At 54.8% G+C, this 15,380-nt stretch carries 10 protein-coding genes and 1 pseudogene; 9 read left to right on the top strand and 2 right to left on the bottom strand.

All coding sequences use genetic code 11. The features are described from left to right. Nucleotides 1–267: 267 nt before the first annotated feature. Both F3J17_RS04830 and F3J17_RS04835 read left to right on the top strand, forming a co-directional pair. Nucleotides 268–1,170: a hypothetical protein gene (locus tag F3J17_RS04830; RefSeq protein ID WP_167054249.1), complete on the top strand. Its 903-nt coding sequence runs from the start codon at nt 268–270 to the stop codon at nt 1,168–1,170. A 365-nt stretch (nt 1,171–1,535) separates the two neighbouring features. Next, a complete protein-coding gene (locus F3J17_RS04835) occupies nt 1,536–1,853 on the top strand; it encodes a VF_A0006 family four-cysteine protein (protein WP_240160763.1) in 318 nt (105 codons plus the stop codon). Nucleotides 1,854–1,871: 18 nt separating this feature from the next. On the opposite strand, the pseudogene F3J17_RS04840 reads toward F3J17_RS04835, so the two are convergent. Beyond that, a pseudogene (locus tag F3J17_RS04840) lies at nt 1,872–2,312 on the bottom strand (DUF6650 family protein); the annotation flags it as partial. Between the two features lie 1,605 nt (nt 2,313–3,917). On the opposite strand from F3J17_RS04840, the gene F3J17_RS04845 reads away from it, so the two are divergent. From F3J17_RS04845 to F3J17_RS04865, 5 genes are all read left to right on the top strand, one after another. Next, entirely contained in the window at nt 3,918–5,333 is a 1,416-nt protein-coding gene (locus tag F3J17_RS04845; RefSeq protein WP_167054251.1) for an HNH endonuclease, read from the top strand. A gap of 576 nt (nt 5,334–5,909) precedes the next feature. After that, nucleotides 5,910–8,528, top strand: coding sequence for an RNA-binding domain-containing protein (locus F3J17_RS04850; RefSeq protein WP_167054253.1), 2,619 nt, complete (start codon nt 5,910–5,912; stop codon nt 8,526–8,528). Nucleotides 8,529–9,454: 926 nt separating this feature from the next. After that, the gene (locus tag F3J17_RS04855; RefSeq protein ID WP_167054255.1) at nt 9,455–9,796 is read left to right on the top strand and encodes a DUF2489 domain-containing protein; all 342 of its coding nucleotides are present in this window, start codon (nt 9,455–9,457) and stop codon (nt 9,794–9,796) included. A 718-nt stretch (nt 9,797–10,514) separates the two neighbouring features. Next, nucleotides 10,515–10,931 carry a hypothetical protein gene (locus tag F3J17_RS04860; protein ID WP_167054257.1) on the top strand — a complete coding sequence of 139 codons (417 nt, stop codon included), beginning with the start codon at nt 10,515–10,517 and terminating at the stop codon, nt 10,929–10,931. Between the two features lie 251 nt (nt 10,932–11,182). Further along, nucleotides 11,183–11,737: an NADPH-dependent FMN reductase gene (locus F3J17_RS04865; protein WP_167054259.1), complete on the top strand. Its 555-nt coding sequence runs from the start codon at nt 11,183–11,185 to the stop codon at nt 11,735–11,737. 83 nt (nt 11,738–11,820) lie between these two features. Here F3J17_RS04865 and F3J17_RS04870 read toward each other — a convergent pair whose 3' ends face one another. Further along, the gene (locus tag F3J17_RS04870) at nt 11,821–12,411 is read right to left on the bottom strand and encodes a GNAT family N-acetyltransferase (RefSeq protein ID WP_167054261.1); all 591 of its coding nucleotides are present in this window, start codon (nt 12,409–12,411) and stop codon (nt 11,821–11,823) included. Between the two features lie 707 nt (nt 12,412–13,118). Between F3J17_RS04870 and F3J17_RS04875 the strand changes: the two genes are divergently transcribed. After that, nucleotides 13,119–14,219, top strand: coding sequence for a hypothetical protein (locus F3J17_RS04875; RefSeq protein WP_205194610.1), 1,101 nt, complete (start codon nt 13,119–13,121; stop codon nt 14,217–14,219). Continuing rightward, a complete protein-coding gene (locus F3J17_RS04880; RefSeq protein WP_167054265.1) occupies nt 14,216–15,349 on the top strand; it encodes a hypothetical protein in 1,134 nt (377 codons plus the stop codon). The genes F3J17_RS04875 and F3J17_RS04880 overlap by 4 nt, the downstream gene beginning before the upstream one ends. Nucleotides 15,350–15,380: the final 31 nt, after the last annotated feature.

The raw sequence follows: 15,380 nt of genomic DNA on the forward strand, positions 1-15,380 counted from the left end.
GCCATCGATGCAATCCTCAGCTTTGCTACTACTTGTCCACCTCAACGAACTGTATCGACGTGACGGCCAGCTCGACCCTCACTGCAATCGGCTTTAATAAGCTGAAGTTCGGAACGGGCGCAGAGGTCAGCATTGTCCATAAGATTATGGGTATCCCGAGCCAAACTTTGAAGCCTTCTGGTCAAGAGAAAGTGATCTTCAACTACTCGTATTTAGTATTCGCTCCCGCTGAGTGACCGGCGGGATTAGCCATCTCACGAGGACAACATGATTCCAAACGTAACTGGCACGAATGATGTCTCCGGATTGATTTTCAACCCATCCTCCCAGACTACCTCGTCGGATGCTACGGCATCCAACAACACAGTTTTATCCACGCCCACGCCGAGCGTTTCTGCATCAACAAACACTGAGGACGACGCGGTTGCGATCAGTGGTCAGGCAATCATGCTGTCACGCTTATTTATGACCGCAAATTCAAGTACGGCGCCATACTTAACTGAATTGACTAAGACGACGATGGCGGCTGATCCTGTTGACTTTTTGACGCAGGATGATCGAGATTTTCTCTCAAAAATTTATTCATATGCTCAGTCGCAAGGTGCTGATTTGCGCTATGTCGATGATCTCGCAAGCGATATGGGTATGTACAGGAAATTCGGAAAAGCGGAAATCAACCTAAACAATGGCGGAATGTATGACCTTGAAGGTCATCAATTAACGTATAGTTTCACCACCGCTGACACCAAGACGGCCAATGCAATCTCTGGCGGTACTGCAATCGGCAGTACGCAGTTCGACAAGGGTTTTCTAAAGTACGAGCTTGATCCTGGCTTTACTCCGAACCATTCTGCCAGTTTTTCATTCCTTCAAAGCATGGTCGAGCATTTTTCGAGCTCTGGTTCAAGTGATGGTTCGTCTCTAGCATCAAAGTTTTCAACCTACATGCCGAGTGGTCAAAACAATTTTGTCGTGACCACCGCATCAGAAGTCACGCTCGTTATCCCAAAGTCAAGTTCGGATAACACCGAGTCGAAAGCGCAACTGAAGAGCAAGCGAACCGGAAATACCGGCAGTCACGCAGCCGTAGACCTGAAAGCAACGAAGTTGAAACTTGCGACGACATTGCTTGATGCGTTCCTCGCGTGGCGACGAAAGAATAATTCCTGATAGCATCGTATCATCATTGAAATAAGCGTGCTCTTTCCGTCCGGACCGCGACTGCGAGGCCTTCGCACAGTTCGTCACCAGGGAAATCGGTTGACCTAGACGTCAGACTCAACCAGACAAATGCTGCGCGATCCCCCGGAAAATAGAACAGATAAATTCTGATATTGTGAAGGCAACGGATATCAATCGAACGTACATTCGTGAAGGTCAAAATCCTTTCCAGTCTTCAATAGCGATAAGTTAACGCACCACAACGCCAGGAGTCCGGCACGGTTCGCATTAAAATTTCCGTGATTTGATAAACTTGGTTGGTTTTCAGGAACGTCCCCTCACCCGGGTGTATTCAAGCAGGCGATATTTGCTCGATGAAAAAAGTATTTCTATGGACGATCGCGTTACCGCTCTTGATCGGGTTGACGGGCATGCTAGGCGCGCACAGTGTGCTGGCCGACTCCCAGTCGTCCTACGACGACTGCTTGCTCTACGGTCTGCGCGATAGTCGTAACGGGGCTGTCACTCAGATGATAAAAGGAGCCTGTTACGCGCTCTATGAGAATGGAGAGATGCTTCTGCCTCGGGAGCGTGCATACAACGTATGCCTGCTGCAGAATCTGCCTGGTGCCCGGGACCCCTTTGCCATTGCTCAGATCAAGAATGTATGTTCCCATCGCAGTGAAATGTGATGGCAAAGTGCTGATTTCTTACGCGTACGTTTTCACGTGTGCTGGCTCGCTGGCCCGTCGGTCATCCTCTGCGACGGAAGGAATGATCGTCGCCAGTTCGTCCGCAACGTCCAGACCGTGCTTGCTGGCAAGAAGCGCAATGTGGATGCCGAAAACCCCGTGAAGCTCACCCACCGCGCCATTAAATATCCAACTGGCGTCGTGTCCGCGTTGCGCGCCATAGATGATAGACGTCCGATCGTCGGCACCAACTGTAGTTAGGAACTTGCGGAGCGCCGCGCGCATCGCCCGGAGACTACCGCAAATGCCCGAGGCGGCGGCGAGCTTACCCAGTTCGGAAGTCAGAGACTCTCGAATAAGCAGCACCGATTCCACACAGTGCGATGGCACTTCCATTTGCGATGGCGAGTACAACACGCGCCGATCTTCCAAGAGCGACAGGACGCAGCGAGCTACCGCTCGCTCGGCCTCGCTGGGATTTCACTGGATGCCAAACGCCGACACGCTGAACCCGGTGATGCGCGAAACGATTTCCATGAACCGCATGGCCGCCCCCGAAGACGTCGCCTACCGCGTTATTTGCAAATCGTACGTACTGCCGTTATCGGTTAGGCACGCGCCTGTGCCCTGTTGCGTCCACCCGCTGAAATTAAATACGCATCGTAGGTTGTGCTGGCCGTCAGCGGACTGTGCGAGGACATTGCCGTTACCAACAACGCTCACGCCGATGGAACCACCGGTCGCTACCTGCCCGCCTCCAAAGGCTGTCCCAAGGGAGAAAGCGCCTCCTTGCACATAAACATAGTGGCCGAGGTAGGTTTCGCCGTCCAAGGTGACTGAAACAGACTTGTCTATCTGCTTGGCCGTGCCATGTGCCATCGGCCCCGCTCCGCGCGGCATCAACGATAGGTCGTAGGTGGCACACCCCTGCAAGGCCAGCACTGCCGCGCAGCATACAACCAGCTTTCTCATTTTGATCCCCGTGTTCGCCTTTGCGTGGCTGTTGACAACACTATAGAGCGTCGAGGATCGAATCGCGACAGTGGCTGATGTTACCCGTGAGTAGCCGCGCCGAGCGACTGTTCAACTTCTGATACCTGCCGCTGCCCCCTAGCGACTCGAGCAATCGCTCTGAGCCACTCACCTGTGGATGCTCGCTCGCCCTTCGATGCCTACTGCATGAGTCAGTATTCGGCCCTCACGAGTCGTTCGGCAATGTCCAGCTTCGGCGCCCCGATTAGAGAGGGAATTCGACCGAGTACAGCCTGCTACACTGAAATCCTCCCCCTTGTCCTCTCCTTCCATGAGCGCTCTCGAGCAAAACCGTCCGCTGTCTGCATCGGAGATGTCGCTCGGTCGTTGGATGCTCGAACACGGCGAGCCAAGGGCTCAAGAATTTCTTGAACAGCTAGCGCTAGCGGAAGTAACGTCATGGCGCTGCCCCTGCGGCTGTGCACCCATCAATTTCCAGATCAAGGGACAAGAGCTTGCCCCGCAGGGGGTACAAATCCTCGGCGACTTTATTTTCGGTCCAGACGATGCGCCGGCCGGAATATTCATTTTCGAGAGCGCGGGTCAGCTCAGTGGCATAGAGGTCGACGGCCTCTCTGGCGACGTGCCCGCTATACTACCCCGCGAAGATGATCTTCGGCCCCTCGGCTCTAGTCGCGGCAAGTCCCGTCACTAGCATGCAGGAAGGCTTCCTCTACGTCGCGCCGACCGCTCGCCGGTATCGGGTCTCCCCTATGCTATACCACGATCCGTGGCGCACAGAGTCGTGGACTTGCAGCCGCACGTCAGCGCAATCATGCGAACACATGTGTCGACGTTCGGCGGCGGATTCAACCGGTTGGAGTTTCAGCCTAAATCGCCAACAATCGAGGTAAGTTCGGCCAAGCAGCGCGAGTCAAGGTCCATCAAACCTAGAGCCTGCGTTGGAAACGCCTACTCGCCGACCGTTCGCGGTGAAAAACAAATTCTCTTGTAGGACCATTCTGAAAGAGAATGGATCGGAAGCTCGACAAAGCGTGGAAATCAAAACAGGCTGTGTGATAAAGGAAACTAATGACAGCAAAGACTTGCATCATTTGCGGAGGCGGAGCGGGCTCGCACGAGCATGTATTCCCCGCAGCGCTAGGCGGCCGCAGAACAAACAAAGGAATCTACTGCACCCCTCATAACAATGGATTTGGTCGTCACGTTGCCGAGCTTCAGAAGCAACTGTTGATGTTTAACGCCATTTTGAAGGTGCGCCCAGATCGTCATGACGCCCCCAGGGCATTTTCATTCTCGGACAAGAACGGAGATCATTTTTCGATGCTAGGCCCGAGCATCGAGACTGCAGCACCGCCGTCAATCAATGATTTGGGCCTCTCAAGTGGCGAGACAGCAGCTTTAAAATTCAACAGCAAAGAGCAATTCGAAGGCTGGAAGGAAACGCAGCGAAAGAATGGTTGGGACGTGCAGGTATCTGGTGATTTTGGGGAACCTCAGCAACGTCTCTTTGCGGCTCCTGTCTCGGTGTCGCTGCGCTTTGGAGGCCACGCAGGCCTCCAAGCCGTGGGCTATCTCGCCTTGACGTTTTTCGCGCAGTATTTCCCCGATGTAGCGCGGAGCGCGGGCTTGGAACCCTTCAAAAATTTTCTGGCCCTAGATTTCTCGAAGGAGGAGGATGAGGCGAAGTGGAAGTCGAATCTGGTCTGGTGGGACGGACGAAACGCGGATGATGTGGTTGGCAAAGGCCCGTTTAGATTTGGGCACACCATCGTAGTCGGCGTTTCCACTACAAAAAAGCGCGCCTACGCGTACATCTCATTTTTCTCGTCATTAAACTTCGGTGTCGATCTCGGCCCCGTCGACGACCCGCGCGAACGAATGGTACGCGTTTTCATCGATCCGAGAGCTGAGAAGGCCCCTGACGATTTGGACGCAGTTGATTCGGATGCGTTCTCTATCGAAGTCGATCCTGCAGCGTCCGACTTGTTGGAAATGATTCAATCCGGTACTGCTGAATTGGCGGTCAAAAAATTCTTGCATGAAGTTGGTGCGTGGCACTTCGAGAGTTTTGTCAGCGAACTGGATGAAGAATTGCAGGGTTGGGCGAAAAGTCACTCGACCGATTCGACGCAGTTCGCAGCGACGCTTGTGCAAAAGCATAGACAACGTGTGCTGAATGTTGTTTCTTTTGTCGCATCCGGCCTGAAGGTGGAATTCGAGAAAAACGGGAATATACCGACGGCGCTTCCTGAGATGATGGACAAACTCATCGAAGCAGATGACCACCAATCGAACGGACTTAGCCAACACACGAATGCACTACTCGAATTGTCGAGGAGCGCGATCACCGACGTGATAAAACGGGAGTTGGATTCGAAAAAATGCGACGCTGGAAAAATCGCAGGCTTGCTAGGCGGTACTCAAGGCGTTACTGTAATTACCCAACAGGTGATACAACCACTTCTGCTGAGCAGCTTGAAATAGTATCGGCGCGTGATCGTGATCACACGCTTCGATCTGTCGCTGGGCAGGTTAATGGAGTTGCCTGTAGCCGCTATCCATCTGCACTGCGCGCGGCGGCAAGATGGTCAGGTATGCATCGAACGGCCGCTTTGTCTTGACAAGAGCGTCCGTTCAGGTCCGTACTGAGCCGCTCGCCAGCAGATGCTAGCTCGGCCGCCGATTTGAAGTACATGAGTCACTAATCGGCCAATAGTTGCCGTTCGCGCAACTCTTAAAGCCGCCGTCCTAAGGGCTGCTTCACTTCGAAAGCTGCCGGATGCGCGACGGAAGTAATGGCCTCAACCGACGCTCAAGGGCGAGCTATGGTTGGTCGGGCGCAACGCCTTCCGGCCGCACTGAACAATGACGTTGTCGCACGTTCGGTAGTCGCGTTCTTCAGTGGCGCAAGGCTGTGTTTACGTTTCTCGATACGAAACGCAGGAGCTGTCCGTCCACGCCGACAAATATCATACAATTGTGCACAAACACGCAGCGCCCCGAGCGCGAACGCCAGAATTGCGCTGCTCGGTCTCAGGTCGAACTTCTCTTGAAAGAAAAATGGCTACGGCAAACGAGAGCGTCTTCGCGCATAAAGCGCGACTGTATGGATTTGTGCGGTGCGGGCAGTTGGACGAGGAAGTCCTCCGCGCTCTTCTTCCAAATGGCGAGCCCTTAGAATACGAGCGTCAACTTTGGGACTACAAGCTGAAGCTTCCGAGCTTGCCATCATCACGCAAGCCAACCGCAGAAGAACTTGCGGAATTTAACGGTGCAATGGCGGAAGTTATGAAGGACGTCGCCGCCTTTTACAACTCGTTCGGCGGTTACATCGTCGCTGGCGTCCGGAACTCACCGCGTGATATTGTGGGCTTCTCAGACGGATTCGATTGCGATGAGCTGAACAAGCGTTTTCTTGCTGTGACGGGGCAACAGGTCGAATGTTGCTTCAGAACCTTCACCACACGCGAGACCGCTGATAAGGCAATCGGCATTTTATTTATACCACAGCGAGGCTACGAGAAGCTTCCGGCTCAATTCGGTAAGGATGCTCCCCAGAAGCCGAGCGGAAAACGGCCTTATGGCAAAGGGGACATCTACTTCAGGTTCGCGGATCAGTGCATTCGTGCGGAGTCGTCCGAACACTTTGCATTTCTGTTTGCACCGGGTAAGCGTGCTATTCAACATATAGCCATCGCGCAAACGCCTGTACCAGTCATGGCCTCGAACCTCGCAGATCGCGACCCGGGCTTCATTGAATTTGTTGGTCGTGAAGACTATCTCGCCTCTCTTTGGAAATGGTTCCTAGACAAATACAACTCCGTCAAACTGCTGGCTGGCATCGGGGGAGTAGGAAAAACCACGCTGGCGCACGAGTTTTGTGACCAAGTCGCGAGCGCTTCTCCATTTGGGTTTCACCGAATAATTTGGCTCAGCGCGAAGCGCCAGTTTTATACTGCGGTGAACGGTCAATACGTTCCATCAAGTCGGGTGGATTTCGCGGACGTCGAAGATGTGCTGCGAACCATTTGTTTGGAGCTAGGCGCTTTGGAGGAAGATGTGCCGTTGGATGCAGGACGCGAGGCGCTCATGGATCGCGCGATAGAAGCACTCCGCATCTTGCCAGCCTTGGTGGTGGTGGATGATATTGACTCGCTTGAACCTGACCTGCAGCAAGATCTCTTTCATACGCTTATTTCCGTGTTCGCTCATACGGCAGGGAAATCGGTTGTTGGGTCTCGGGCGGTATTGACCGCTCGACTCGATCTTGGCGCGGCGCCGGGCCAAGTTTTGCGTGTGAAGGGCCTCGATCTTGACGATTTCTGCGACTTCGTCGAAATCACGAGTGCTGCCCTCAGTCTTCCGGCGGTGGTTGAGCGGAACTCCAAACAGATCAAACGGTTCCACGAAGTCACAGAGGGATCGCCCACGTTTGCGTCGTCTGTTCTGCGGCTGGTGTCGCTGGGCGAGACGTTGGACCAGGCGCTAACCAAGTGGAAAGGTGCTGATGGCGAAGACGTCCGCCGTTTTGCGTTTGATCGGGAACTCGATCAACTTCCCGATTCCACACGGAATGTGCTTTTTGCCTTGTGCGTACTGACCCAAAGCACGCTTGCCGAACTCAGCACGGTGCTATCACGTAGCGTGCAACAGGTCCGCGACGATTTCGCGGAGCTTCGAAAGTACCATCTGCTGTCGCATGCCGACGTGAATCTTCCTGGCGGGGCGCTCGTGACCATCCCTGGAAGTATTCGGATGATGCGGGACTTATTGAGGCTTAAGGTTCGAAATCCGAAAAAAATCGAGGCGGACTGTGTCCGCGCCCGGAAAGCCGCGCCAGTCGTGCGATCTGATTTGGGTCCCGAAATTCGCCGGGTGACAGACTTATGGAATCAGGGTCAGTCAACTGACGCACTCGACGTTGCGGAACTCCTCGACCGAAAATACGAGAACAGGGACATCAAGTGCCTGTTAGGTCGGGCATATCAAATGACAGCGCCCCCTGACTTCAAGAAGAGCGAGATCGCGCTTCGCAAAGCACATGAGCTTGGTTGTCAGCGCGCGGAGCTCTTGCCGCTCTGGGTCACGGCGAAGTCGGAACTCGGAGATTGGATAGGTCTTCTTGAAATTACTAAGTACACCGAGTCCAAGATTCCTGTCACTGATATCCTGCTTGGCCGTGCAGATGCATACCAACAACTCGCCGAAATGGATAGACGAGCCGGGAATCTGAGAAGCGCTGCACAGCGGTATGCTGAAGGTGGTCGAGAGATTGACGATGTCCTCAAGCGCAGCAGAGCCGCGCGCCAATCCCTCCAGTTGAAGCAATTTAGAAGAGAGTTTTTGATTTCGCATGTCGAGTTGATTGAACGTACGACAGCAGATGCCAACGACTACTTGGACGTGTGGTTGGCGGCAGTCTTGTGTTATGACTGCTTCGTTCGATCGCCGCGCATTATTCGCCTTGGTGCGGGTCGGCTCTCCGAATGGTGGGCAGCGGTCGAGAGACGAGATTCATCGTCGGCAAAGTCTCAACGCGTACTTGAGATTCAACTCAAAAGGCTCAGGGATATTATCGTCGGTTTGCGCGCTGCGGATTCTACGGATGCGACCATGATGGAGGAATTGGAGAGCATCGCAAGTGACCTGGATCGTCGTGCAGCCTTGTACTATCAGTAGGCACGAAGTTTAGACTTGTTGCGTAATCACAAGGGAATCGACGAAATGTTCGGATGCAATCGCCGCCTTCGTCTAATTCCCTTGGACTGGGTCGAGGTATTTGTCGCGTAAATACGCATTCGCGCGCAGTGACACCGGACATTGAAAGTTGACGAGATGCGAACGTCGGGATGGGAATCCGCAGTCGCCTTACAGGTTGCAATGTCTGAACGTCGGGTATGGCCAATTAAATCTTCCCGTGACTGAAGGTACGGAATGGCCGTTCTGCTCCTGAACGCGCCCTTGGAACCTAAGCGGCTCGACCGGCAGCAACGGGTCGCCTTATGCCCTCGGCATGAGAGTCCATACCCGCTGCGATCGTCACGCTTTGTCGTCGGGCGCTAGCCGGCCACTTGGGGACATTCGACGTGTCGGCGTAATTCGTCGACAATCCAGACGCACAAACGCAACCATGGGGGAAGGCTCATGCGACAAGAAATCACTCTTAACGTTCGGTGCGATATTTCCGAGCAAGAGTGGGCCAAGGTTGAAGCCGTCTATAGATCGATGGATGGGTGGATCGAGGATAAGCACGGTCCGGCTTGGTATGGGCGGAAGGGCGACGCCAAATTCATTGGGGCCTCAGTCGAGCCCGGTGGCATACAGTTCTGCGGTGAACTCGAAACACCTATATGGATTGGGTGGCTTACCGTTCTGTGTGCCAGGCTCAGTCTCGCCCTCGGTCGCGAGGTGCATGATGCTGAACTGTAGATCGGCCGTTCATTTGTTTGCGTTTGAACGGCTGCTTTTCGGAAATCCGATAGAACCGTACGGGTCGTGCTCTGTCGGTCACCCTACTCTAGTGCCGCGTTAGCTCGTGCAATGTGCATCAGGACGTAGCCGCGATAAATATCACGAAATCTATGTACTTTTGACAGGGCGCAACGGTGAAGAAACACACACCCCATGAGGAATATGTGCGGTCAGTTCGCCAACAGGCCGCTTTAGTAGCGCAGGCGATGCTCGACGAGCGGTTGAGCTTCTTAATCGGTTCACGACAACTGGCCGGATTGCGCTATGAGACCGATATCACTGACGACGATGCAGATTTTTTGATTTTCGTGGCTATCGATTCAGAAACCGATGCATTCCCGCTTGGTTCAGTTCGAGAGCACTGGGATCCGCTTGCTCTAGCAAAGCTTGAACCGAAGATCAAAGAGGCTGAATTGTGGGCTTCTAGCGTAGGAGCCGATGCGTGTAGGTCGTTGATTGCGAGGTTTGCCGAGTAGCTACAAATCTCGCGAAGGACCGTTTTGGGGTTGCGAAAGACCATGGACGTGCACCAGAAACGACCGGCCGCGACGGCTCGCTCTGGGCCACACAGCTGTGGCCGCTCGCCCGCCCGTCGATGCAAAAGGCATGAGTCAGTGGCCGGCCAGGAAGAGACGTTCGACGCAGCGACACGAATCGTCGACACCTACGCAACTCCAATTTCATCAATTACCCGGTGGACCATCCATTTTAGGGTTCCTGTGAGGAACCTTGGGACGCCCCTGATCCGCTTGATCGGGAACAGGAGCCGTTGACGTAGCGGATTGTTTCGCCGCGCTGGGCGTTATATTGGAAACCGGCATGGAAGCGGTCGTGCACCCCGCAAGGACAAACAAAAAAGCCGGTAGGGTATTCTTTGTCATCGTTCGCCTCCGGAAACGAGGTTACATTTTACGAGAGACTACCAGCCGGAAGCATACGGCTCAGCAATGACGCGAAGACGTGCCTCCTTGCGTTGCACTCGCGTCGAGCCGTTCATGGCCTTTGGTTCGTGGTCGGCGTGGTGCTGCCAACAAGAGACAGGGTACGCGGCTGGCTGTTTCGTCGACAATCGAGGATGTCGTCGACGAGCAGCGAGGACATAAGAAGTGCAAGAGACTTTATTCTTCGACACAAAAATGCGCCACGCATCGTTGCCAACGTCGCCATCGAAGTGACTAATCGTCCGAGCCCCGTATGAATACAATGAAGCCGAAACGGCCAATTCTCGTCTGGGTTGTATTTCTTTACTATCTGATAACCGTCGTGCCTGCCGCCGTTGGACTGCTTTTCGTTTGGCACTCGGCGTCTTATTCTGCGCAGGCACGCACAGTCATCAATTCGATGCCGCCGCTATTCTGGACACTTCTCGGGCTGACCATGGCATTGCAACTGGGTGGAGCGATCGCATTGCTCAGACTGCGACGTATCGCGCTCCCTCTGTTTGCTGGAGGCCTCTTCGTTACCATCCTTCAGTGGACAATGCTACACAATGAGTACGCGTTCTCAGGAGCCGGCAGCCAAGGTACGTACATGGGGCTATTTGGTCTGGCAACCGAATTTCTTGTGTGTGCGTATGCGTGGCGTCTTCGGTCTCGTTCTGTGCTCACCTGAATCGCAAGCGTTGAGAATTGTCGAATGTAAATGCCCCGAAAGGCCATCATCGCGATACAGCGGACGTTTCTTTCGTGGGACGCAGAGCGGCCAAAAAGAGACTGTCGACTGAAGGTCCTGAATCGTCGACAAACAGATGCGGCGGATCAACATGCCCCTCACATCGGGGTGCCGTGACTTAACTCGCTGTGTTTCGCTAAGATGACTGAGATTGAGCGGCAATGGTGCCGTGACCGGGAAATCACATTGACATGAAGTTGTTGGCCATTTCGGGTAGCGCGCGCCGCGAATCCACAAATACTGCGTTTTTAATGGCGATGAGGGATTTCCTGCCAACTGGCGTTGAGCTATCTGTCTTCGCCCGACTGGATGCCCTGCCGGTTTTCTCACCCGACGCTGAGGGAGTAAATACACCTTTACCGGTAGCCGAATTCTTGGAGCTTGTATCAAGCGCCGATGGAATCATCATTTCCAGCCCCGAATATGTCAGAGCGATCCCCGGAGGCCTCAAGAATGCAATCGATTGGCTCGTTTCTCGTTTTGAAGTCATCGGCAAACCCATTGCAATAGCACATGCGTCTCATCGTGGCGACGATATGCTGGCTTCTCTGCGGCTCGTTCTCTCCACAATCAGTACCGGCTTCCTTGAATCCGCCTTTCTGCGCGCTCCCCTTATCGGAAAATCCCCAGCGGAAATCATGACGCTGCTGCGATCACCTTACTATGAATCTGAGGTATCCGCGTTTCTAGCCGACTTCGCGGCATCTATTCGCTTGACGCAGGGACAGGCGCTACTCGACACGTAGCGTCTCCTTTCGAATGGCCGCTATCGTCCGGGGCCACTGGCTGCTTCGGGTGAACTTCGGCCAGTTCGACCCATTCCACGTCGCTATCTGATTGGTCTCTCCATCACGATGACGTCGCCGATGAATCTCGGATTGGTCGTGCTATAGGCAGTCTCAAAGCCCTCGCGTTGCCAGAACGCTAGCGCGCGCGGATTCGTCGAAATAGCGGCGAGCTGCAGTCTCCGGTAGCCCCACTCACGCGCCATCTCGTTGATCAAAGCCAGCGCAGTTTGTCCGTAGCCTCGACTCTGATGCGCTCCTGAAAAAAGCAGCAACCCGATCCATGCGCAGTCATCGTTCGGATATGAGCGAATCACGTCAGCACATCCGACCATGTCCGACCCAACGTAGAATCCGAACACTGATTTGTCCGCCCCATCGTTACTGGCTGGCTTGCCATTGAAGAAATCGTCAACATCTTCCTCGGAGGACGGCCGACCTTCGACGAGTTCAGTGTACGAAGGTGCCTCCAGAAAGATGCGCAACACGTTCGCGCAATCGCTGTGGGACTCGCTGGCGAGTGGGCGGATTGTAAGCATCAGGAGCAGTTTCGAGATGAGAGCAACAATTCTAGAGCCATTGGCCGAAGTCGCCATAAGCAGCGCAACGTCGTTGTGAGCGTCCGCATTGCGCATGCTTGACTGCCCGAACCGTCGCACTCGGTCGGTCGCCCTACTTCGATGGCCCCGTGGTTCATGCAAACTGCGCGAGTCAGCAGTCGGCCAGTACCGGCCACTCGACACCGCCGAGTATATGGCTCACATCCGACGGCCGCACCCACTTGCTTCAGGTGACGGATGCAGAGCGGTGAGCAGCCACTCGCCACGACTGGGAGTCGGCCAGCACACTGTGCGCAATTTCATAGCTTGATCCACACGTTTACTGCACCTTTAACTTACGGCAATCAGCCTGGCGAAGCAGGACGCGCCGACATCGTAATCGAAGGTTTTGTAAGGCTGGTCGCGATGCACTGTGCAAGGAACACTGGCCTACGGGTCATATCATCGAACGTGAGTAGTCTCGCGAAAAATGCGCGATGCGTGACGCCATTCTCGCTCAGCGCTGACCTGGTTTGAGTACATCGCTGTTGTCGATTTGATCCTACAACTGCCCTCGCGAATGAGAATAGAGTGACATATTCATGACTCTAATGCGCAATACATGATTACGACGTGAAATTAGGAATCTAAACTCGTCGTCGCAATAGAGAAAGTTCATTGCCGAGAAAAACCTTGAATAATCAGACAAAAAAAGTCGCTGGTCAATTCAGGTTTTTCATAGTCTCGGACATCAATCATCAGACCTATCCTCGTTAACACTCAAAAAAAAATGTACGGGGTAGATGATGACCATCAGAACGACAGCAATTCGACAACTCGCTCGACGTGACCTGACGGCGGTTCCTCCTGATCAGGAAGTTGGCGTTTTGCCCGGTGGTTCCAAGGTCATTGCCGTCTCTGTGGCGAAGGGCCGGGACCTGCTCTCAACGATTGATGACTATGTCCTCCGACAAACTCACTTCGACCGCCAGGCTCGTCTCGGGCTGCGGCGCGAGGTGGTCGAGGTGACACAGCCGATCTACCTCGACTACGTCGCCTCCCAGGTTCTGAGCTGGACCGATGATGAGATCTCGGCACTTAAACACATCGTCATCGGGTTAGCGACCTTCTTCGCACCGCTTGATCTGAATCTGCCGCCAATCATTTACGTAGTCAAAACCAGTGGCCAGGAGGAAGGTTACGCTGCGTACACGAGGCGCAAGGATACGATCGTGCTACCGACCAACATGGTAGTGAGCGTTGCGACCTCCATAAGCTACGGCGACCCGCTGCACCCAGACACCGACCTTTCGTACCTGCAAGACGTGATGGTGCACGAGTGCTTCCACCTGTTCAGCAAGAACCATCCGAGTAAGCGCCTGGCACTGTACGAGCGCATCCACTATCGCAGCACGGGTCACGTCGTGGAGTTGCCCGATGCACCATGGGGGCCGCCGACGTCACGCGCTACCATGCGCGACCTGAAGATCACCAATCCGGACGAACCCGATCAAGATGTCTACATCGAGATGTCCGTGCCAGCCCATCCGGACGACCCGTCCAGTCCCACTACGCAGCGTTGCCTGATGCCGCTATTGCTGGCGCGCGAGCCGTACGCCGGCGGTGTATTTTTCGAGTATCTGGAATGGTGGTTCATGGCCATTGCACCCACGCCGAGTGGGCGCTGGGAACCGCAGCTGAATGACCAAGGGCAGCCGCTGCTTTACGCCAGTGCGCCTCTGATGCAGCAGTACCTTTCGCTCGTAACTGCCAACTTCACCCAGGAAATCTTTCAACCCGACGAGGTTCTCGCGCAGAACTTCGTGCTGGCGGCTACCCAACCCAGTCTCAATATCCTTCAAGACATCCAGAGAGAGCTTGCGGCCGAAGGCAACAGAGCATGATCTCGAGCCATGCCAGCAAAAGGTTCGCTGGCCTTATCGCGATTGCATTCGCAGCCGTATTCGCTCTCGTTGGATGCATTGGTCAAACTGGAGTCGAGGCGTCGCCGCACGCAAACTTGCCAGTGCCGGTATACGTGCGCGACCCCGCCTTCCCGCAGCCGTCCACTGTAAAATTCAGCACTGTAAGTTGGGTTCGCCGTGAGCCGCGTACTGGCAATATCTACGTATTACAGCGCTCTCAGCCGGTGGTTAGTGTTTGGAGTCCTAAAGGTAATCTCATCTCCTCGTGGACGACGAGCGCGCTGGGCGACCCGCATTCAATTTCCTTCCACACAGACACCAGCGGCAAGACCCAGACATGGATCACCGACATGGCGCCGCCAAATCCCGCCGGTCCCGCAGAAGGGCATTGTCTGAAGGCCTTCGACCTATCTGGAAGGCCGCTGTCGACGATTGGCACTTGCGGTGCAAATTCGCAGGGAACTGGGCTCGACCCGGTGCAGTTCGACGAAGTAACGGATATCGCATGGAATTCGTCTGGCCAGCTCCTGGTGTCCGACGGCGACGTAGGTGGACTCAATAACCGGGTCCTGACTTTGAATCCATCAGGCCGAGTGCTCGCACACTGGAGCGCTCCTGATGGCCACACCGGCAGTGGCCCTGGTCAATTTAATCTGCCGCATGCGTTGCTCGTCGACGCCTGTGACCGTATCTGGGTTGCCGACGCACTCAATCACCGTGTGCAGGTTCTTGCGCACGACGGCACTCCGTTGGGAGACATCGCAACATTTGGTTCCCTTGGCGTTTATGCCCTCGCCTTCGGTCAGACCTACGCTTCGCCGTCGCGCGCGGTGCTGTTCGTAGGTGCGAGTCCCTCCACAGGCGGCGGCACGGGTCGCGTCTCGCTTTTTATGGTTCCGATGGACTGCGCAGCCCCGCATATCAATGCGTCCGCACCTTTTGCTAGCTTCGAAGTTCCGCTGCCCACATCTACAACGACGACGCTTTTGCATGCGCTGACAGTGGATCCAGATACATGGGACGTCACGCTCGCCGTGCTCGGCTCTGGAGTTCCCCCGCAGCGATGGGTGGCCACGTGGCCGAATGGCCGCCCGCCTTCTGTGCACTGACGCCCATCAGGGCACGGCTGCCGACTTTCCC

The organism is Burkholderia sp. Ax-1719 (genome assembly GCF_011753055.1).
Classification (GTDB): Bacteria; Pseudomonadota; Gammaproteobacteria; order Burkholderiales; family Burkholderiaceae; genus Paraburkholderia.